Raw genomic sequence first — 19,865 nt, forward strand, 5'->3', positions numbered from 1 at the left:
GCAATACAGGCTGCCTCCGCGGAAGACAGCCTGGATTGCTTCGCTTCGCTCGCAAAGACGAATGCCGAGATGGCTCGGCAAAGAGATCAGGCCGACCTTCGCACCGCGTTGTCCACCAGCGTCTTGCCGAGCGACCAGATCGCGCCGGGGACCTTGTGGCTGCCGGCGATGACGTCGTCGAAGGCGCGCTCGATCCAGGTGCAGTCTTCCTCGGTGATGGTGAGCGGCGGCAGCAGCTTGATGGTGTGGCTGCCGTGGCCGGCGACTTGCGTCAGGATCTTGTGATCCTTGAACAGCGGCACGGTGATGAGCTGGCAGAACAGGCCCTTGTTGGCGGTCTCGAGCACGTTCCAGGAGGCCCGCAGGCGCAGCGATTTCGGCGGGCCGAACTCGATGCCGATCATCAGGCCCTTGCCGCGGACTTCCTTGAGCAGCTCGTAGCCGGGCACCATGCGCGTCAGCGCGAGGCGCAGCTCGGCGCCGCGCTTGGCGGCCGCATCGATCAGCTTCTCCGATTCCATGACGTCGAGCGTGGCGATGCCCGCGGCCATCGCGAGGTCGTTCTTGGAGAAGGTGGAGCCGTGCACCACCGCGCGGTCCATCTGGTTGAAGATCTTGTCGAAGATGCTCTTGCGCGTCAGCACGGCGCCGACCGGCACGTGGCCGCCCGACAGCGACTTCGACAGCAGCACCATGTCGGGCTCGACGTTCCAGTGCTCGACCGCGAGGAAGCGGCCGGTGCGGCCCATGCCGGTCTGGATCTCGTCGGCGACGAACAGCGTGCCGTATTTCTTGCAGAGTGCGGCCGCCCCCGGCAGGAACTCGTCGGTGGGCATGTTGACGCCCTTGCCCTGGATCGGCTCGACGACGAAGGCGGCGACCTCGCGCGAGGCCAGCGCCTTTTCCAGCGCGGCCAGGTCGTTGAACGGGATCGGGGTGCAGCCCGGCAGCAGCGGCTCGAAGCCGGTGCGGAAGTTGGCGTCGCCGGTCAGCGACAGCGCGCCGTAGGTCAACCCGTGATAGCCGTGCGCGCAATAGACGATGCCGGGACGCCCCGTCGCGCCGCGCGCGAACTTGATCGCAGCCTCGACGCATTCCGCGCCGGAATTGGCGAAGAACGCCTTGTCGAGATAGGGAACGTATTTCAGGAGGCGCTCGGCCAGCACACCGGCGAGCGTCGAAACGTCGAATTGGACGAGGTTGGGCAGGTCGGCATCGAGCACGCTCTTGAGCGCCTCGCGCATGACGGGATGATTGCGCCCGATCGCAAACACGCCAAAGCCGGACAACAGGTCGAGATAGCGCGCGCCTTCGCGGTCGTAGAGGTACTGCCCCTGCCCCTTCTGGAAGCCGACATCGTAGCCGATGGTCTTGAGCACCCGAACGAACTGCTCGTTCAGATACCGGTTATGCAGGGTGCTGCGCTGGGCCTGACGGTCCGCGAATAGCTGAGACATGTCTGGATTTGGGCTGTGCATCCGCTACATACTTCGGTTGAGGGCCGTCTCGTCAACTGAAAACGGACCGTTACTGAAAACGGTCTGTGCGGCCTTTTGCCCTTTTTCGGACCATCTTCGCAAGCACAGCTTTAGACCATGTTGCACTGCCAAGGAACACACATGCGTTTGGCCCTTTACACCGGACTAATACTGGCTGGCGGTTACGCCGGCCTGACGCCCGCGCTCGGCGCGGATCCGACCGGCGACTGGCGGGTCGCCGACGGCGTTGCCAACATTCGCGTCGCCCAATGCTATGGCAGCATGTGGGGCGCGGTTTCCTGGGAAAAGCAGCCCGGCGGGCGCGACGAGAACAATCCGGATGCCTCGAAAAAGAACAGGCCGACGCTCGGCATGGCAACCCTGATCGACATGAAGAAGAAGCCCGGCGTCGATCAGTGGGAAGGGCAGGTCTACAACGCCAAGGACGGCCAGCTCTACAGCGCGACGATCACGCCGGCCGGCCCCGACCAGCTCGAGATCAAGGGCTGCGTCATGGGCTTCCTCTGCGGCGGCGAAACCTGGACCCGGGTCGGCCCGCCGATCCCTTCCAGCCCTGCCAACGCCATGGCCAAGGGCGCGGCGAAATCCAGCGGCACTGCGCCGAAGCCGCAAGCGGGGCAAGGGGCCCAGGCAGCCCAAGCCACGGGCACCACCACGCCTGCGCCCGCAGCTCCCAAGGCCGCCGGCGCAGCCAAGCCCGGTCAGAAGGGCACCGCCGACCCCGTCGGCGACATCTGCCTACTCCCTGAGATTGCGGGGTTTGCCCATTAGGGCCGGCTGGAACAGCAGCACGGCGGCGAGCGTCGTCACCAGCGAGAGGGCCAGCAGCTTGCCCATGCTGGACGTGCCGGGATGGCTCGACAGCCACAGGCTGCCGAACGCGGTCGCCGTCGTCAGCGCACTGAAAAAGATCGCGCGCGTCAGGCTGGTCTGGAGCAGGTTCGTCCTGCCCGAGCGCCAGGCCACGACATAATAGATCTTGAAGGCGACGCCGACGCCGAGCAGCAGCGGAAACGCGACGATGTTGGCGAAGTTCAGCGGCAGGCCGATCAACACGCAGATCTCGAGCGTCACCGCACCGGCAACCAGAAGCGGCACCAGCGTCATCAGCACGTCGACGAAGCGGCGGAGCGTGATCCACAGCAGGAGCCCGATCACCAGCAGTGCATAGATGCCGGCGTGGATGAACGCCTTCACCACGGTGTCGCCGGATTTCAGGATCGAGACCGGCCCGCCGATCGCAGTCGGCTCGGCCTGGAGCACCGCCGCTGCGAATTTGCGCAGCGTATCGTTGTCGTTGGGATCACCCTTGGGCAGCGCCTCGACGCGGATGACACCGTCCTTGCTCTTCCAGGCGCTGACGAGATCGGGCGGCAGCGAGCTCAGGGTGACGGGACCTGCCTGCATCGCGTTCCTGAGCTGGTCGAACACGATCTTCAATGGCGCGACGAACACGTCCTGCGCCTTGTTGCGCGTGGCCTCGTCGCCATTGGCGAGTTTTTCGAGCGCGTTGGCAAGACGGCGCGAGGCGACAGCGCCCGGGCCCTTCGCCTCGCCCGCCGTCCGGCGCAGATTGTCGACCGAGGATTTCAGCGCTTCGACATTCTCTTGATCCGTCGGCGCTGCGTCGATCTGATCGGGGTTGAGCGCGGGATTCAGCACCTTGGCGCCCTGCGCGAGCAGCTTGAGCTTCGGCGGCTGGTCCTGCGGCACGAAGCTGTCGAGCGACATCACCCTGAGCACCTCGGGCACCTTCTCCAGCTTCGCCTCGACCTGCCTCGCCTGCTCTTCCGACGTCGTCATCACGTTGACGGCATTGGCGCCGGTGTTCGGATCCTTGCGCAAATCGAGGAAGGTGGCGATCGACTCGGCGTGCGGATTGCGCAGGTTCATCGGGTTGAAGTCGAACTTCATGAAGTAGAGCAGCGGCAGGCCGCCGAGCGCGAGCAGCAGCGTGCCGCCGACGATCAGCACCCGATGCTTCTCCAGGAAATGGTCGAGCGGCGCGAGGAAGGCGTAGCCGACTGGCTCCGGCTCGCCCGGCGGGTTCAGCAGCTTCAGCATGGCTGGCAGAACGGTAATCGACGAGATGAACGCCACCAGCATGCCGACGCCGGCGATCTGGCCGAGCTCGGCGATGCCCTTGTAGTCGGTCGGCATGAAGCAGAGGAAACCGGCAGCCGTCGCCATCGCCGCCAGCGACAGCGGCACCGCCGAGCGCTTGGCCGCCAGCACCAGCGCACCGGCGAGATCGTCGTGCTTGTAGCGCTCCGAGCGGTAGCGGACGCTGTACTGGATGCCGAAATCGACCCCCAAGCCGACGAACAGCACCGCGAAGGCGATCGACAGCAGATTGAACGATCCGACCATCATCAGGCCGGCCGCGGTCGTGATCGCAAGGCCGACGAACAGATTGACGAACACCGCGAAGATGATCTTCGACGAATGCAGCGCCAGCCACAGGATGACCAGCACGACGAGAATCGTGCCGACGCCGTTGACGACCGCGCCCTCCTGAACGGTGGCGTATTCCTCGTTGGCGATCGGCACGGGGCCGGTCAGCCGCACCCGCGCCTGGTATTTGCCAGTGAAATCCAGATCCGCAGCGGCCTTGCGGATCGCGTCGGTGGCATCCTTGCCCGGCTCCAGCGCGTTGTAGTCGAGAATCGGCTTGAACTCGATGAAGGTACGCTTGTCCGAATCCTTGAGCGGCTCGTCGCTGACGAGCTCGCGCCAGGAGAAGCTGGCATTGCCCTTGTTGAGCACGGTCTCGACCGTCTGCGCGATCAGATTGAAGGGCCGCTCGGTGTTGTCGAGCTTGACCTGGCCGCGCTTGACGCCGGCAAGGCCCGTCTCCAGCGCCCCGGTGAGGCCGCGGATCGAGGGGTCGCCGGCCATGATCTCGATCAGGGGCGCTGCGGATTCGAACTGGCCGGTGATCTTGCCGACCTCCTCGGTCGGCAGGAACAACAGGCCGTTCTTCTCGAAGAATTCGCCGCTGCCGAGCTGCTGCATGGACTGGAAGTTGGTCTTGTCGTCCTTCAGCTTGGCGTAGAGCGCATCGGCCGCGGCGCTCGCCATTTCCGGGGTCTTGGCCTCGACCACCGCCGTGATCGTCGCGTCGCGGTCGAAGGCGCGATCGAATTGCTGATCACGCTGGCGCCAGTCCAGATTCTGGGCAATCAGCGAGTTGATGTCGGTGTTGATGGCGAAGTGGCGCGCAGCGTAATAGCCCGCCCCCACCGACAGCAGGAGCCCGAGAACGACGACGAGGGAGGCAAACCGGGTGCAGGCCCTGACGATGGCAACGACGACGCTTTGCAGCACTTCTTTTCTTTCTGCGGTTAACAGCTTGCCGGAAACGCCCGCTGTTTATCGGAGTTCCCGGGCGAAACCTATTGCTGTTTTGGGTGGTTCTCGCCGCCAGAAGGTTCGAGGGTAAACGGCGGGAGACCGTGGCAAAATCATGCGGGCCGCCGGTATAGCCGGGGAGTTGAGGCGGGAAAGTGACGAAGGACTACGCAGGAATGTCGCGCAAGCGGGCACATCGCATACCCTACCAAAATACCTCAGAAGCCTCCGCCCGCGGTTCCAGCTTTCCATTCTGCCGATTTTTTGACACAAAGTACTGCGCCTCCATGCGGCGGAGCCCCCACAGGGGTGGGTAGTTACCGCAGGCGCGAACCAATGGTGCGGATATTGCAACTCATTGGTCAGTATCGGAGTGCCGCTTGGGGACTTACGAGAGCGGATGGGTGCAACTTGCGTGATGGGCGTCCCATGGAACTTTATCTGGCGCAACCGCGCGGCTTCTGCGCGGGCGTGGTGCGTGCAATCGAGATCGTGGAACGGGCGCTGGAGAAGTACGGCCCGCCCGTCTACGTGCGCCATGAGATCGTGCACAACAAATACGTCGTCGAGAGCCTGAAGAACAAAGGCGCCATCTTCGTCGAGGAACTCTCCGAGGTGCCGCCGAAGGCGGTGACCGTGTTCAGCGCCCATGGCGTCGCCCGCAGCGTCGAGGAAGAGGCCGCCGCACGCGACCTTCCGGTGCTCAATGCCACCTGCCCGCTGGTCACGAAAGTTCACAATCAGGGGAAGCGCTACATCGGCAAGGGCCGCACCCTGATCCTGATCGGCCATGCCGGCCACCCCGAGGTCGAGGGCACGATGGGCCAGGTCCCGGGGCCGGTGCAGCTTGTTCAAAGCGTTGAAGAGGTTAAGGCACTGACCCTGCCGGCAGATACGCCAGTGGCCTACATCACCCAGACCACCCTGTCGGTCGACGACACCAAGGACATCATCGCGGCCCTTCAAGCCCGCTTTACAGACATTCAAGGTCCGGATATCCGGGATATCTGCTATGCGACACAGAACCGCCAATCTGCGGTAAGGGACTTGAGCAAGCTGGTCGACGTGATCTTGGTGGTGGGCGCTGCCAACAGCTCGAACTCGAACCGGCTCCGCGAAATCGGCACTGAGGCCGGCGTCGCGAGTTATTTGATTGCCGACGGCAGCGAGCTCAATCCGGAGTGGTTGAAGGATGCCAGGACCGTCGGCGTCACGGCCGGCGCTTCGGCGCCCGAGGTACTCGTGGATGACGTGATTGAAGCGATGCGGCGGATCGGACCGGTGAAGGTCTCGGTGTTGCCGGGCCGCGAGGAAAACATCGAATTCCGGCTTCCGGCCCAACTGGCCGCGAGCTGACCCACCCGAATTGAAAAGCCCAGAAAGAAACCTGTAATGGCTATCCCGTTCTTCAAGGAAATGCGTATCGGCGGCTATTTGCTCAAGCAGAAACTGCTTGGCCGCAAGCGCTATCCGCTCGTGCTGATGCTGGAGCCGCTGTTCCGCTGCAACCTCGCCTGCGTCGGCTGCGGCAAGATCGATTATCCCGATGCGATCCTCAACCGCCGCATGACCGCGCAGGAGTGCTGGGACGCGGCCGATGAATGCGGCGCGCCGATGGTCGCCATTCCCGGCGGCGAGCCGCTGATCCACAAGGAGATCGGCGAGATCGTGCGCGGCCTCGTGGCGCGCAAGAAGTTCGTCTCGCTCTGCACCAACGCGCTGCTGCTGGAGAAGAAGCTCGATCTGTTCGAGCCCTCGCCCTATCTGTTCTTCTCGGTACATCTCGACGGCCTGCGTGACCACCACGACAAGGCGGTCTCGCAGAAGGGCGTGTTCGACCGCGCCGTCTCGGCGATCAAGGCGGCCAAGGCGCGCGGCTTCACCGTCAACGTCAACGCCACCATCTTCGACGGCCACCCGGCCGAGGAGATCGCCAAATTCCTCGACCTCACCACCGAGCTCGGTGTCGGCGTCTCGATGTCCCCGGGCTACGCCTATGAGCGCGCGCCGGACCAGGAGCACTTCCTCAACCGCACCAAGACCAAGAAGCTGTTCCGCGACGTCTTTGCGATGGGCAAGGGCAAGAAGTGGAATTTCATGCATTCCGGCCTGTTCCTGGACTTCCTCGCCGGCAACCAGGAATACGAGTGCACGCCGTGGGGCATGCCCGCGCGCAACATCTTCGGCTGGCAGAAGCCCTGCTATTTGCTCGGTGAAGGCTACGCGAAGACCTTCAAGGAGCTGATGGAGACCACCGACTGGGATTCCTACGGCACCGGCAAGTACGAGAAGTGTGCCGACTGCATGGCCCATTGCGGCTACGAGCCGACCGCGGCGACCGCAGCGCTCAACAACCCGCTGAAGGCGATGTGGGTGGCGCTGCGCGGCGTGCGGACCAGTGGCCCGATGGCGCCGGAGATCGACCTCTCCAAGCAGCGCCCGGCGCAGTACATCTTCTCCGAGCAGGTCCAGAAGAAGCTCTCCGAGATCCGCAAGGACGAAGCCGCCGCCGCGCAGGCGAAGGCCGCGCAGAAGGCTTCGACGGCGGCGTAAAACGCACACGAGCTGGCACGAACGAACGAAGCCCGGTCGCGACCGCGACCGGGCTTTTTTCTTTTGCGCAGGATCCGTGCAGCGTGGGAGCACGCCATCAGTCCCAGCGTCATTGCGAGCGAAGCGAAGCAATCCAGAATCTTTCCGCGGAGACAGTCTGGATTGCTTTGCTGCGCTCGCAATGACGGAGTGCGCGGCAGCAGCTTGCTCTTGCCATTCGCGCTGTCCATCGCAGACACACCTTCGCATTCCCGCGGTGCGTTCGCCCGGGCTATGCGTCTCGTTCGCGTCCCTTTGAAGACCAGAGGGCGCAGGGAAGACCGGGCGCCGGCGGCACCCGCAATCCGTGCGCAACAAAAATGCACACGGGGTGGATCACAGGTGTTGCCGATCGCCCGGCCTTCCCTGCGCGGTTGGTTTTAACGGTGTCCTTCGTGCTCTCCTCGGGGAGCGTTGCACTATTGCCCCCGTCGTCGTCGCGGCTGATCGATGTGCACACCCGGTCGGGCCGCCGCATCACCGCAAGACTTGACGCCAGAACCCCGGGCGTCGGGACCACACGACTTCTCCGTCCGCGGACGGCCCTGCCAGAAGCATCGGGGGCTCGCGTGTGCTCGCCCCAGAGATCCAGCCTGGCCGCTTTGACGGCGCCGTGTCGTACGCGTCGCGCATGACTCACGGATGCCCGCCCTGTCATCGCCTTTCGCGCCGGCGCTGCCGCGTCCACCGCACCCCGACCCGCATCTCGTGACGATCGCGAAGCGCCCCTCTGGCAGGACCGGGATGAGCGTCCTATGCCACAAATCCGAAATTCGGAAAAGTGGAATATTTTTGCAGGAAGGGATTGACGAGGTCCGCGCTGTTTTGCCCGACGGGCATTTTGACCAGCCGCGTTGAGCTCCTGCGAGCCTATCGCTGTCGTTGCGTGCTGAGTGGAAGGACGCCACTCGCCCGTGACGGGGATCGGGCAGCTCAAAACAAAAGGCCCGGTCAGACGACCGGGCTGTTTTGTCTTGCCAACTCGAAGAACCCGCTCACGCCGCCTTCGACACCAACTCCTCGCTCTCGATCAGCTCCGTCCCGATCAGATAATCGCGGCAGCCACGCAAAGACCGTAGCGCGCGGTTGAAGTCGATGCCGGTCGAGACCAGGGCATGCAGCGTCGCCGGATTGCGCACGATGCCGCGCAGCACGGCGGCGAGGTCGATCTGGCCGTTCGGCTTGATCGCGGCGCGGGCGAGCGCCGGCAGCGCGCGGTGGGCGGGGTCGCTGATGACGCGGACCGCGGCGAAAGGCAGCCCGGCCTCGGCGGCGTAGGCGGCGGCGATGTGGCTTTCCATGTCGACGGCGGCGGCCCCGGTCTCGGAGTGCAGCGCTGCCTTGCAGGACCGCTTCGTGACCACTTCCTCGGCCCCGGCGAGGCTGCCGCGCACGACGCGGCGGCGGCCGGAGGTCAGGCGCTCGATCAGGTCGTCACCGAGCGACAGGCCGGCAGCCCAGCGGGCGTCGCCGGAGAGCACTTCTGTCGCCAGCACGACGTCGCCGGAGCGCAAGCTCGGATCGAGCCCGCCGGCCACGCCGAACGAGATCACGCCGCGAATCGTCTCTGGGTCCACCACCGTCAGAAGCGCCCGCAACTGGGTCGGGCTGCTGGATGAACAAATGACCGCCATGCCAGGCCCGGCCGCAATGCGGGCCTCCTGCACCAGTCCAGTCACGATCAGTATCGGCCGCGGGTCGATGGCATTACCCGCGGTAACAAAGTCCCCCGTCCCCAAAGTCACATTCCGACCCCTACCACCCTGCTGTTGGTGTTCCGCAAGTTCCGATACCGCGCCAATGCCCACAGCGGAAAGAACTTTGGGTAACCATGATAACGTAGATAGAACACGCGGGGGAAGCCTGTGGCGGTGTACCGCTGCTCGTCCCACAGCCCTTTTTCGTTCTGTGTTGCAATCAGGTACTCCACCCCGCGGGCGACGGCCGGGTGATCAACCTCGCCAGCCGCCATCAGGGCAAGCAAGGCCCATGCCGTTTGCGAGGCGGTCGAGGGGGCGGCCTCCCAGCCCTTGTAGTCGAGCCGGTAGCTGACGGCGTCCTCGCCCCAGCCGCCGTCGTCGTTCTGGATCGAGGCCAGCCAGTCGGCGGCCTTGCGGATCATGGGGTCCTTGTGGTCGACGCCGGCCATGTTGAGGGCGCACAGCACCGACCAGGTTCCATAGATGAAGTTCATGCCCCAGCGGCCGTACCAGGACCCCTCGGGGTGCTGGGTCTTGCGCAGGTAGGCGACGCCATCGGCGACGTGTTTGCTGGTCTTCTCGGTCTCGCCGAGTTGGGCCAGCATCGAGATGCAGCGCGCGGTGACGTCCTCGGTCGGCGGATCGAGCAGCGCGCCGTGATCCGAGAACGGGATGTTGTTCAGGTAATATTCGAGGTTGTTGACGTCGAAGGCGGCCCAGCCGCCGTCGTCGCTCTGCATGCCCTCGATCCACTCCCGGCCGCGGGCGATCGCCTCGTCATAGCCGGCCGCACCGTGCTCCCGGCGCATGCGGTCCATCGACATCACGACCACGGCCGTGTCGTCGAGATCGGGGTAGTGGGCATTGTTGTACTGGAAGGCCCAGCCGCCCGGGCGGACGTCGGGCCGCTTCACCGCCCAGTCGCCCTTTACCGCGAGCTCCTGCCTCGGGATCAGCCAGTCGAGGCCCTGCTTGGCGGCGGGCACCGCCTTGTCGCCGCCGGCTTCCAGCAGCGCATGCGCGGTCAGCGTCGTGTCCCACACCGGCGAGACGCAGGGCTGGCAATAGGCCTCGTCGCCCTTGATCACGAGCAGCTTGTCGATGCCCCGGCGCGTGATCGCGCGCGGCGGGAAGTTCTCGTCCTTGCCGAGCGCGTCGTACATCATGACGATGTTGGCCATGGGCGGATAGATCGCGCCCATGCCGTCCTCGCCGTTGAGCCGCTCCTCGGTGAAGGCGAGCGCGGCGTCGATCGCGCGCTTGCGCAGGCTCTTGGGAAACAGCGGCTCGATCACGCGCAGGATCGCATCCAGCGAGCGGAACAGCAGGAACCAGGCCATGCTCTGATGCGGCGCCTTGGCGGTCATGCCGATCGAGCGCGGGTCCTGCAGGAACAATTCGTCGATGCCGACGCCCTTCGGATTCCTCGCGCGCGGCTTCAGCGCGGCGATCACCATCAGCGGCACCATGGTGGTGCGCGCCCAGTAGGAGATCTTGTTGAGGTGGAACGGCGACCAGAACGGCAGCAGCACGATCTCGATCGGCAGCACCGGCACCGCGCGCCAGGTCACGACGCCGAAGGTTGCGAGCAGGAAGCGGGTGAAGACGTTGCTGTTGATCGCGCCGCCGCGGGCGTGGATCGCCTCGCGCGCGCGCATCATGTGCGGCGCGTCGATGGAGTCGCCGATCATCTTCAGGGCGAAGTACGCCTTCACGCTGGCGCTCATGTCGAACTCGCCGTCATGCACGAGCGGCCAGCCGCCATGAGCGCCTTGAACGCGGCGTAGGTAGTTGCCGATCTTGGCCTCGAGCACGGTGTCGACCGGCTCGGCGAGATAGTGGCGCAGCAGGATGTACTCGGCCGGAATCGTGCAGTCGGCCTCGAGCTCGAACACCCAATGGCCGTCGGATTGCTGGAAGCCGAGGACGCCCTGGGTCGCCGACGCAATGCTCGATTCCAAAGCTTCGCGGCTGGTCGCGGTCACGGAATCCATGTCGCTCGATTGCTCCGATAGTCGATTGAAAGTTGACCGGGACATTTGCCCGTCAGGCCGCCTTTCAGGATCCTTTGGCGGCCAGAACCAGATCGGCGGCGCGGTCACCCGACCGGACCGATCCCTCGATGGTTGCTGGCAATCCCGTAGCAGTCCAGTCGCCGGCGAGGAACAGGTTTTTCAGCGCAGTGACCGGCCCCGGACGCAGGGCATTCTGGGCCGGCGTCGCCGCAAATGTGGCGCGGCGCTCGCGCACGATCTGCCAAGGAGGCAGCTCGCCGGAGACACCGCCCGCCTCGCAGACGTCGTTCCAGATCGCCTGCGCGAGTTCCTCGCGCGGCATGTCGACGAGCCGGTCGCCGTTGCTGATGGTCACCGAGAGCCGATTCGGGAACGCGAACAGCCATTCCACAATGCCGCCGATCACACCGAGGATCGGCGCCGAGCCGGGCGGCGGCTCAAAGCGGAAATGCGCGTTGACGATGGCGCGGAATTCGGTCGGCGTCTTCAGCCCCGGCAACAGGCCGGCGGCCGCGCGCGGCGGCACCGCCATCACGACGACATCGCCCGCGCCGAGCTGGATCAAATCCTCGCCGCCGAAATTCAGCGCGGTCACCTTGCCGTCAGTGCTGACGAACGAGCGCAGCTCATGGCCGAGCTGAACGGTGTGGCCACGTTCCTGCAGAAACGTCACGGCGGGCTCGATCAGCACGGCGCTGAGGCCATCGCGCGCGATCAGGGGACGACAGGCCTGACCGCCCGCCAGCAGCGTCTCGCGCACGATCGCGCCGGCAAGCCCGGCCGAGCCTTCAGGCGGATCGACGTTGAGCGCGGCGAGCAGCAGCGGCTGCACCAGGCGCTGATAAAGGATGCCCTCGGTCGGAATCGACTTGCCGACCAGCGTCTCCTCCGACGCCCAGATCAGCGGCGCCAGCTTGAGATAATCGGAAAGGCCGGTGTCAGGCACGCGGCGGCCTTCGTCGAGCACCCAGGTCGGCCAGCGGCCGTCGCCGAGATCGATCTGCCAGCGCTGCCCGGTCTTGATGTCGACGAAGGGAAATTGCGCGCGCTCCGGGCCGACGAGGCCCGCCTCGGTGCCGATCGCGCGCGCATAGGCACGCGCATGGCTGTTGCCCGACAGCAGCAGATGATTGCCGTTGTCGATGGTGAGATTGGTCGCACCGTCGAAATAGGACCGGCAGCGGCCGCCGGCCTGGTGCGTCGCCTCGTGCACGGCGACCTTGAAGCCGGCATTGGCGAGCCGCACGGCGGCGGAGAGGCCGGAAATTCCAGCACCGATGATGTGAGCTGTGTTTTGCATCAGATGAAAGCGTAACGGAGCAGGATCAGGATCCGTGTGATCTTCGACACACGTACCGGCGCGCGTGGCGCGGAGAAGCCACGCTCGATCAGGAGGTCCAGAATGGAATGATAGTATTTCGACATGATCCGCGGCGCGCGCACGGCGCGGCGCCTGTTGCGGTTCATGATCTCGTCCGACTTCTCGAAATGCACCTTGGCGCGCTGCGCCAGCGGCAGGCAGACTTTCGGCAGCGCGCGCTCGGCGATCACGCGGTTCGGATCGTTGGAGGTGATGCCGGCATGCAGCAGCGCCTCGCGCGGCAGATAGAGCCGGCCGAGGCCGGCGTCCTCGTCGATGTCGCGCAGGATGTTGGTGAGCTGAAGCGCGCGGCCGAGATGGTGCGCGAGCAGAATGCCGTCTTCCTCGGGCATGCCGAACACCCGCACCGACAGCCGCCCCACTGCGCTGGCGACGCGGTCGCAATACAGATCCAGCGTCGCCATGTCGGGCGCGCGGATATCCTGCGGCACGTCCATCTCCATGCCGTCGACGATGGCGAGGAAATCCTCTCGCTTGAGCCCGAACGTCTTCACCGAGGCGACGTAGTCCTTCAGCCGCGGCGGCGGATGGCCCTGATAGAGCGCGTCGATGTCGTTGCGCCATTCCTGAAGTGCTGCGAGTCGCTCCTCGCGCGGGCCGTCGGAATCGGCGATGTCGTCGACCTGGCGGCAGAAGCTGTAGATCTGGAACATCGCGTCGCGCTGGTCACGCGGCAGGATGCGCATCGCGGCATAGAACGAGCTGCCGGATGCGGTCGAGCCGTAATTGGCGCCGGGCGTGGTCGCCTCAAGCGTCATGGGCAGTCCCCGGTCTGGAAATGGCCTTGCGGCCGACCGCACGGCGGCCGACTTCGCCGATCATCCCGGCGAGGCTGAAGGCGAGCAGCTCGAACTTGTTCAGATGCACGCGCTCGCGCAGGGGGTCGCGGACCTTGAGCAGGCGCACGATGCGGTCGGCATAGGCCTGGATGACGGAGACGTCGACGCCGAGACGGAAATCGCGGATTTCCGCAGCGAGCGACCTGCCCTCCTCGAGCAGCGCCTCGTTGCGCGCGGCGAGCGATTGCAGGCAGGCCAGCATCGCCGGCGGCGATTGCGCAAGGCCGAGCTGCTCGGCCGAGGCGCCGTGTGCTGCCAGCGCATCGCGCGGCAGATAGACGCGGTTGAGCTCGCGGAAATCCTTGCCGCAATCCTGCAAATGATTGTTGATCTGCAAGCCTGCGCAGAGCGCGTCCGAGGCGGCCCAGGTCGAGGTGCTCTCGCCATGGACGTCGAGCATGAAGCGGCCGACCGGCATCGCCGAATAGCGGCAATAATGGATGACCTCGTCCCAGGTCTCGTAGCGCAGCTTGGTCACGTCCATGCGGAACGCGATCAGCACGTCGAGCGCGTGGCGCGGCGGCATGCCGCGCTCGGCCAGCGCGCGGCGCAGGCTGACGGCCTCAGGCTGGGTGTCGCCCTTGCCGAGCAGTTCCGCCTCGAGCAGGTCGAGAAAAGCGAGCTTCTGGTCGGCGGGCAGCGTGGCGTGGTCGGCGATGTCGTCGGCGGTGCGGACGAAATTGTAATAGGCCAGGATCAGGGCGCGATGACGCGGATGAATGATCCAGGACGCGACGGGAAAATTCTCGTCGCGGTCACCCTTGCCGGATCGCAATTCGCTCGCAGAGGTCATCGAGGGGCTGGTTTACAATCGGTTGGACAGGAAGGGCTTCTTCGCTCGCGCGGGCTCATGCCGGCGATGCCGCCGCGGCCCCCATATAGGGGAATACGGCCGCAAAACCAATCCTGTCCGTCGACGGCCGCCCCTTCGCGGATCGCGCCCGGAAAAAGCGGCCGAGGGCCGCCTTGGGGGCCAATGGCCGAGTTTATTGATTGTGGTTCTTCAGGACCTGGTCGCAGGCCTGCGAGATCTTGGCCCGGTTCTCCTTGAGGCAAGCCAGGATCGTGAAATCGCCCTGGTCGATGACCGGACGGCAGAACTTCTGCACATCGCGGGTGCAGGCCTTCTGCTCGGCGTCCGTGCCTCGCCCTTGCTGGGCGAACGCCGCTGTCGAAAGGGAGGCCGACAGCAGGGTGAGAGCGACGAGAAGATTACGCATTGTATTCCTTCATTCTGACGGCAGAATCGCACCGATCCCGGACTGCACAGGGCGGATGACCGGAACGGATTGTTCTGATGGCAAGTCGCCGCTTGTAGCGGCCTCAGAGAAGGCACAAGCACTGGCAAATGCGGCCAAATTGGCGCCGCACCCGCCGAACAGGTCTTCCCCGCATTTTCAATCGCAGATGTAAGGGCTTGATACTACATCATAATTCGGAAGCGTTGCGTTTTAATGCAGACCTGTTGCCGCGCTGCATCTCTTCGCCCGCCCTTGGTCGCCGCAAACATGCCGAAACACGGCAAATCGCGGCCCTGGAGCACGGCGGGGCTGCGTGAACCGCCGTCTCTGGCCGCCGGGCGTTGAACCTGCGACTTGCTCGGAGCACTAAACTTTCGATGTGGCGAGACGTTCTCAATGATGAGCGAACGTCGTTCCAAAACGGGATATTTGCGATGAAATTCTTTGGGCGATCTGGACTGGCAATCACGGCGGCCGGCATCGGGGCGGCGCTGCTCTTTTCGGTTACGGCAAGCCATGCTCAGTCGTCCGGACCGTTCGCCGGTTTCGACGGCGCGTGGAGCGGCACCGGCACGGTGTCGTTGTCCGACGGCTCCACCGAGCGTATCCGCTGCAAGGCGGATTACAAGGTCGCCGGCAGCGGCCTCAGTCTGAAGCAGGCGCTGCACTGCGCCTCCGACAGCTACAAGTTCGACCTCACCAGCGACGTGACGAGCCAGGGCGACCGCATCTCCGGCAATTGGAGCGAGTCCAGCCGCAACATCTTCGGCAACCTCCAGGGCACCGCCGGTGGCGGCCAGATCGAGGTCTTCGTCGAGGCCAACGGCTTTGCCGCCAATCTGTCGCTGCGCACCAACGGCACCAAGCAGACCGTGCAGATCTCGTCCAAGGGCGAGATCCGCGGCGTCAACATCACCATGACGAAGGGCTGAAGGCTCTTGCCCGCAACGAGGAACATGCCCCCGGTTCTGCGAGCCGGGGGCTTTTTGCTGACATGAACTTGCGCGGCTGGATTTGCTGAGATGGACCCGATCCGCAGACATCTGCTGAAAGCCGCCGGCCTGTTCGTGGCCAGCCGCGCCTTCGCCGGTGATCAGCAGGAAGCGAACATGCAGTCTTCGTCCGTGAAGCCGCGTCACGTGCTCTGCTTCCTCGGCAAGAATGAAAGCCTGCTGCATCCGCCGAAGGCGGTGGCCAAAACGATTGCCGATTTCGGCTTCGAGATCGACCGCACCTATTCGCAAGGAAAGCCCGATCCGCGCATGGAGCGGTCGTTCGGCGTGTGCTGGGACCGCGTCTTCCCGAAGGCATGGTCCGCGTCCGACGAAGCGGCCGTGGCCAACCACAAATCGGTCCTCTACCTGCGGAGCCCGCCGATGGCTCAGCAGAAGACGGCCGCCTACTCGGCCGCCGCGCTGCAGATCGTGGACGAGATGTTCGACGCGGGCGCCGTTGCCGCAAAAGGCGAAAGCGCCGGCGTCGCCCACGGCCTCGCGCGGTGGCGAAGTCTCATGGACCAGGCGCGCAAGGGCTCCATCACCAGCCAGGGCCTGCGCATGACCCCCGCCGTCACCAAGGCGTGCCGGCTGGCGTTCGCCAAGCGCCCGCTCGCCGGCGACCGCTATTACGAGACCGTCGGCTATCACCTCGTCGGCCTGCCGGAGGTCTATGTCGCGAAATCGCGCGGCAACGAATGGTCCGCGGTGATGCTGATGGAAGAGATCGCCAACGCAATGGCCGAGCACGGCATCGATGCAACGCTGCGCGACCGCAAGCTCACGCTCTCGCGGGAGCAGGACTACGCCGAGGACGACTTCAAGTTCAATCCCTACGGGATCGTCCGCGTCGAGGCGTGAGCGCGAGGCGGCGTCTGCCGCCCCAGACTCAGATCGCCGGCTTATCCGTGCCCTGCAGCTTGTCGTGCAGGTTGATCAGCCACATCGCCGTCGGCCGGAGGATGAAGAGGTCGGCGACCAGCGCCATCACCATCGAGAAGGCGCTGAGCCAGCCGAACAGCCGCAGCGACGGCAGGTCGGAGAACACGGTGACGACGAGGCCGCAGGCCAAGACCACCGTGGTCAGGATCAGCGCAGGTCCCACCAGCACGGTCGCCCGCTCCACCGCGAGCGCGGAGCCGACGCCCGGCTTGCTCTCCAGGCGGAGACGGTTGAGGAAGTGGATGGTGGCGGAGAGGCCAAGGCCGAACGAGACGGTGAGCGCGACGACGCTGGCGAATTGCAGTCCCTCGCCCATCGCCCACAGCACCGTGCCCGACATCACCACCGGGAAGATGCCCGGCAGGATGCAGGCGAACATCACGACCCAGGAGCGGAAGGCGAGGCCGATGAAGATCGCGACCAGCGCGAATTCGACCGTGAGGCCGCGGTTCAGCTTCTCGATCATGTTGGCCGAGTTGCGCGCCGCAATCGCAGCGAGACCCGTCACCGCGACCTCGTATCCCGGATGCTTCTTGCGGACAGCATCGAGCTCGGTATCGAGCTTGTCGACGATCGGCAGGAGCTGGCTGGAATCCTTGTCCGGCACGCGGCCGGCGACGACGACGGCGTCCTGCTCGGCGTCGATGAAGCGACGCACCAGATGCTCGGGAATGACGCTGACATATTCCTTCAGCGTCGCGACGTCGGCACTGCCGGCCTTTTCCGCCAGCCAGCGGCGCAGCGTCTCCAGCGACCAGACGTTGCCGACGCCCGCGGCCTTCTCGACCGTCGCATGCACCTCGGCGATGGTCTGGAGCGTCTGCGGTGAATAGAGCGATTCACCCTTGGGGAACACGATCAGCACGTTGACCGGATTGGCGCCGGTGAGCTTGGCATCGAGCCGGTCGCTGGCGGCAACCGCCTGGCGCTTGTCCGGCACCTGGTCGGCGAGCCGGTAGCGCGGCTCCAGATTGGCATAGATGACGCCGAGGCCGCCGACGAACAGCACCGCGATCAGGCTGAACAGGCCGGGCCGGCCGACCATGCGGACCGCGATCCAGTAGCAGAAATTGCGCAGCGCCTGGACGCCGGCATCGGCCCCCTGGAACTTGACCGCGAAGACCTTCTCGTTGCGCACGAACAGCACGCCGAAAACGGGCACCAGCGACAGCACCGCGACCAGCGCGATGATGGTGGCGGCAAGCCCAGCCTCGCCGAACTTGCGGATCAAATCGGAGTCGGAGAATTGCAGCGCGATGAAGGAGATGCCGGCGGTGCCGTGCGTCAGCACGCAGGCCGGCCCCACCACCAGCACAGCGTTCTTGAACGCGGTGAACTTGTCCTGGCCAGCGATCAGCCGGTCGCGCGCGGCGAAGGTCAGCTGCATCGAGTCCGAGAAGCTGATGACCATGATGAGCGGCGTCATCACGTTCAGGAACATGTTGAGGTTGAAATTGGCCCAGCCGAGCGCCCCGAGCGCCAGCAGAATCGCGATCATCGGCGGGAATGCCGCCGCGATCATGAACGAGATCTTGCGGAAGAAGATGATGGCGATGATGCAGCCGGCGAGAATGCCGAGGATGTTGTAGGTCAACCCGTCACGCTCGACCGCATTGCGGATCTCGAGTTGCATCACCGGCACGCCGGAGAGCTGGACGTTGAGCCCGGTGTCGCCGAGATCTTCCTTCATCAGCGCGCGGATGTCGCCGACGGTCTTGGTCAGCTTGTTGGAGCCGACCACTTCGGGATCGAGCGACAGCACGATCAGCGCCAGCGTGCCGTCCTCCGACAGCAGCTTGCCGCGGATGATCTCGTTGTTCTTGACGGTCTCGATGAACTTGTCATAGGCCGCGCCCTCGGGCAGCTCGGCCGGGAACAGCGCCGCGGGCAGCTTGCCCGGGGCCGGCGCCTGGCGCGCCGAGAACAGCGAAACGAGGCCGCGCGTGCCTTCGACCAGCTGCAAGTCGGTGACGAAGTCGCGCAGCTTCTCCAGGTTGTTCCGCTCCAGCAGGGCTTTGCCCTCGACCACGACGAGGACGTCGAACTCCTCCGCCGGGAACTTCTTGGTCACCTCTTCATACTGGCGGAATTCCCGGCTGTCGGAGCGGAACAGCTGCGACAGCGAATCGTCGATCTTGATCCGGTAGATGCCGAACACCGCGCCGACAATCAGCGCGAGCAGGACGATGCAGGAGACGATCGGGGCCCGGACGGCGATCAGCCCGAGACGCTCCAGCCCGAAGGCGATGGAGGACGCAGGTCCCTGCTCGACCTTGTCGACATGAACCTCACTCTCGCTGTGCTTTTCGAGCATGCCTTGTCCAGTTCCTAAATCGGCTCGGCCTGTGAGCTTATTGCGCCCCGCGAACGGCTTGAAAACGCCATACCAATGGGAGGCTTGCCCCTTGAAAATGCGCGGAAAATCGCCGCGAGGGGGTTTAGCAGGTCAGTCACCCCTCTCGCAAGCAGGCGAAGTGTGGGCAAATCGATCAAGATGCGGCGATTTCGGGCCCGGTCCCCGGTTATCCCGGCGAGAATGTGCCAATTTGGCGCGGCGCGCGATCTGCGCTCTCGTCCTTCAACGCGACGCCGGTGACCTCCCGGGCCAGCCCCTCGCGAACCAGCCAGGCGATCTTGAACGCCGCCTCGTCATGGCTCAACCCGGCGTGGTGGATGTTCGAGACGCAATTGCGCTCGGCATCGGTGCGGCCGGGCTGCGGCGCGAAGGTCAGATAAGCGCCGAGGCTGTCGGGCGCGGACAGGCCGGGCCGCTCGCCGATCAGCATCAGAACCATGCGCGCGCCGAGAATGGCGCCGATCTCGTCGCCGAGCGCAACGCGCGCGCCCGAGGCGACGACGACATGGCCGACCGCGACAGCATCGCCCTCGGCAAGCAATTGCAACAGGCGCCCTACCACGATCGCCGCATGGCTGTGGACCGCCGCCGCGGACAGGCCGTCTCCGATCACGACAGCGAGCTGGCACGGCGCCGAGACGCTTCGTGCCAGACGCTGCGCCGAGTCGGGCTCGAGCTGTCGTCCCAGATCCGGCCGCCGCAGATAGTCGCTGCGATCGACCGCCCGGCTCCTCACCTCGGTCACCGCAAGACCGAGCGCGTCGAGATCGGCGATCAGACGCGGCGTATCGAAGGCCGCATGCACGGCATCGCGCGCACGGGCATGGTCCAGCGTGAAATCGAGCAGCGCCTTCGTCGGCAGGCTCGCGCCGCTGCGCCCGAGCGCGACGCGCGCGGGCGTGAACGCCCGCAGATCGAGGACGGGGCGGCGCGGCGGGGCCGGATCAGACATGC

General features: G+C 65.2%; 15 protein-coding genes. 5 read left to right on the forward strand and 10 right to left on the reverse strand.

Translation table 11 applies throughout. The features are described from left to right. Nucleotides 1-86: 86 nt before the first annotated feature. On the reverse strand, nucleotides 87-1,478 hold the full coding sequence (gene hpnO, locus ACNJYD_RS26440; protein ID WP_439363768.1) for an aminobacteriohopanetriol synthase HpnO: 1,392 nt from the start codon (nucleotides 1,476-1,478) through the stop codon (nucleotides 87-89). A gap of 141 nt (nucleotides 1,479-1,619) precedes the next feature. On the opposite strand from hpnO, the gene ACNJYD_RS26445 reads away from it, so the two are divergent. Continuing rightward, nucleotides 1,620-2,270, forward strand: a complete 651-nt coding sequence (locus ACNJYD_RS26445) for a DUF2147 domain-containing protein (protein ID WP_439363769.1) — start codon at nucleotides 1,620-1,622, stop codon at nucleotides 2,268-2,270. Here ACNJYD_RS26445 and ACNJYD_RS26450 read toward each other — a convergent pair. Next, complete coding sequence (locus tag ACNJYD_RS26450; RefSeq protein ID WP_439363770.1) at nucleotides 2,238-4,826, reverse strand: MMPL family transporter; 2,589 nt, start codon at nucleotides 4,824-4,826, stop codon at nucleotides 2,238-2,240. The two genes, ACNJYD_RS26445 and ACNJYD_RS26450, sit on opposite strands and share 33 nt — an antisense overlap. A gap of 453 nt (nucleotides 4,827-5,279) precedes the next feature. On the opposite strand from ACNJYD_RS26450, the gene ispH reads away from it, so the two are divergent. Then, the gene (gene ispH / locus ACNJYD_RS26455; protein WP_172784129.1) at nucleotides 5,280-6,206 is read left to right on the forward strand and encodes a 4-hydroxy-3-methylbut-2-enyl diphosphate reductase; all 927 of its coding nucleotides are present in this window, start codon (nucleotides 5,280-5,282) and stop codon (nucleotides 6,204-6,206) included. Nucleotides 6,207-6,242: 36 nt separating this feature from the next. Then, the gene (gene hpnH, locus ACNJYD_RS26460; RefSeq protein ID WP_036006086.1) at nucleotides 6,243-7,403 is read left to right on the forward strand and encodes an adenosyl-hopene transferase HpnH; all 1,161 of its coding nucleotides are present in this window, start codon (nucleotides 6,243-6,245) and stop codon (nucleotides 7,401-7,403) included. 1,034 nt (nucleotides 7,404-8,437) lie between these two features. On the opposite strand, the gene ACNJYD_RS26465 is transcribed toward hpnH, so the two are convergent. From ACNJYD_RS26465 to ACNJYD_RS26490, 6 genes are all read right to left on the reverse strand, one after another. After that, nucleotides 8,438-9,187 (reverse strand): phosphorylase, encoded by a 750-nt coding sequence (locus tag ACNJYD_RS26465; RefSeq protein ID WP_212259700.1) that lies wholly within the window; start codon nucleotides 9,185-9,187, stop codon nucleotides 8,438-8,440. Then, complete coding sequence (gene shc / locus ACNJYD_RS26470) at nucleotides 9,184-11,136, reverse strand: squalene--hopene cyclase (protein ID WP_439363771.1); 1,953 nt, start codon at nucleotides 11,134-11,136, stop codon at nucleotides 9,184-9,186. Before shc ends, ACNJYD_RS26465 begins: the two co-directional genes overlap by 4 nt. Nucleotides 11,137-11,200: 64 nt before the next feature. After that, entirely contained in the window at nucleotides 11,201-12,457 is a 1,257-nt protein-coding gene (hpnE, locus tag ACNJYD_RS26475; protein ID WP_172784126.1) for a hydroxysqualene dehydroxylase HpnE, read from the reverse strand. Further along, a complete protein-coding gene (gene hpnD, locus ACNJYD_RS26480) occupies nucleotides 12,457-13,296 on the reverse strand; it encodes a presqualene diphosphate synthase HpnD (RefSeq protein WP_439363772.1) in 840 nt (279 codons plus the stop codon). Before hpnD ends, hpnE begins: the two co-directional genes overlap by 1 nt. Then, nucleotides 13,286-14,170: a squalene synthase HpnC gene (gene hpnC, locus ACNJYD_RS26485; RefSeq protein ID WP_439363773.1), complete on the reverse strand. Its 885-nt coding sequence runs from the start codon at nucleotides 14,168-14,170 to the stop codon at nucleotides 13,286-13,288. Before hpnC ends, hpnD begins: the two co-directional genes overlap by 11 nt. 193 nt (nucleotides 14,171-14,363) lie before the next feature. Continuing rightward, on the reverse strand, nucleotides 14,364-14,597 hold the full coding sequence (locus ACNJYD_RS26490) for a hypothetical protein (protein ID WP_025035011.1): 234 nt from the start codon (nucleotides 14,595-14,597) through the stop codon (nucleotides 14,364-14,366). A 455-nt stretch (nucleotides 14,598-15,052) separates the two neighbouring features. Here ACNJYD_RS26490 and ACNJYD_RS26495 point away from each other — a divergent pair, with 455 nt between their 5' ends. Further along, nucleotides 15,053-15,550: a hypothetical protein gene (locus tag ACNJYD_RS26495; RefSeq protein ID WP_172784123.1), complete on the forward strand. Its 498-nt coding sequence runs from the start codon at nucleotides 15,053-15,055 to the stop codon at nucleotides 15,548-15,550. A 90-nt stretch (nucleotides 15,551-15,640) separates the two neighbouring features. Further along, complete coding sequence (locus ACNJYD_RS26500) at nucleotides 15,641-16,474, forward strand: hypothetical protein (protein WP_439363774.1); 834 nt, start codon at nucleotides 15,641-15,643, stop codon at nucleotides 16,472-16,474. A gap of 28 nt (nucleotides 16,475-16,502) precedes the next feature. Here the strand turns inward: ACNJYD_RS26500 and ACNJYD_RS26505 are convergent, their stop codons facing one another. Together ACNJYD_RS26505 and eutC are read right to left on the reverse strand one after the other, a co-directional pair. Next, entirely contained in the window at nucleotides 16,503-18,869 is a 2,367-nt protein-coding gene (locus ACNJYD_RS26505) for an efflux RND transporter permease subunit (RefSeq protein ID WP_439363775.1), read from the reverse strand. A gap of 208 nt (nucleotides 18,870-19,077) precedes the next feature. Further along, complete coding sequence (eutC, locus tag ACNJYD_RS26510; RefSeq protein WP_172784120.1) at nucleotides 19,078-19,863, reverse strand: ethanolamine ammonia-lyase subunit EutC; 786 nt, start codon at nucleotides 19,861-19,863, stop codon at nucleotides 19,078-19,080. Nucleotides 19,864-19,865: the final 2 nt, after the last annotated feature.

Origin of the sequence: Bradyrhizobium sp. SPXBL-02 (assembly GCF_051853065.1) — a bacterium.
Lineage (GTDB): Bacteria > Pseudomonadota > Alphaproteobacteria > Rhizobiales > Xanthobacteraceae > Bradyrhizobium.

Bases quoted from the DNA above. Each gene is read 5' to 3' on its own strand.
- hpnO (WP_439363768.1), bottom strand. From the start codon at position 1,478: ATGCACAGCCCAAATCCAGACATGTCTCAGCTATTCGCGGACCGTCAG.
- ACNJYD_RS26445 (WP_439363769.1), top strand. From the start codon at position 1,620: ATGCGTTTGGCCCTTTACACCGGACTAATACTGGCTGGCGGTTACGCC.
- ispH (WP_172784129.1), top strand. From the start codon at position 5,280: ATGGAACTTTATCTGGCGCAACCGCGCGGCTTCTGCGCGGGCGTGGTG.
- hpnH (WP_036006086.1), top strand. From the start codon at position 6,243: ATGGCTATCCCGTTCTTCAAGGAAATGCGTATCGGCGGCTATTTGCTC.
- shc (WP_439363771.1), bottom strand. From the start codon at position 11,136: ATGGATTCCGTGACCGCGACCAGCCGCGAAGCTTTGGAATCGAGCATT.
- hpnE (WP_172784126.1), bottom strand. From the start codon at position 12,457: ATGCAAAACACAGCTCACATCATCGGTGCTGGAATTTCCGGCCTCTCC.
- hpnD (WP_439363772.1), bottom strand. From the start codon at position 13,296: ATGACGCTTGAGGCGACCACGCCCGGCGCCAATTACGGCTCGACCGCA.
- hpnC (WP_439363773.1), bottom strand. From the start codon at position 14,170: ATGACCTCTGCGAGCGAATTGCGATCCGGCAAGGGTGACCGCGACGAG.
- ACNJYD_RS26490 (WP_025035011.1), bottom strand. From the start codon at position 14,597: ATGCGTAATCTTCTCGTCGCTCTCACCCTGCTGTCGGCCTCCCTTTCG.
- ACNJYD_RS26495 (WP_172784123.1), top strand. From the start codon at position 15,053: ATGAAATTCTTTGGGCGATCTGGACTGGCAATCACGGCGGCCGGCATC.
- ACNJYD_RS26500 (WP_439363774.1), top strand. From the start codon at position 15,641: ATGGACCCGATCCGCAGACATCTGCTGAAAGCCGCCGGCCTGTTCGTG.
- ACNJYD_RS26505 (WP_439363775.1), bottom strand. From the start codon at position 18,869: ATGCTCGAAAAGCACAGCGAGAGTGAGGTTCATGTCGACAAGGTCGAG.
- eutC (WP_172784120.1), bottom strand. From the start codon at position 19,863: ATGTCTGATCCGGCCCCGCCGCGCCGCCCCGTCCTCGATCTGCGGGCG.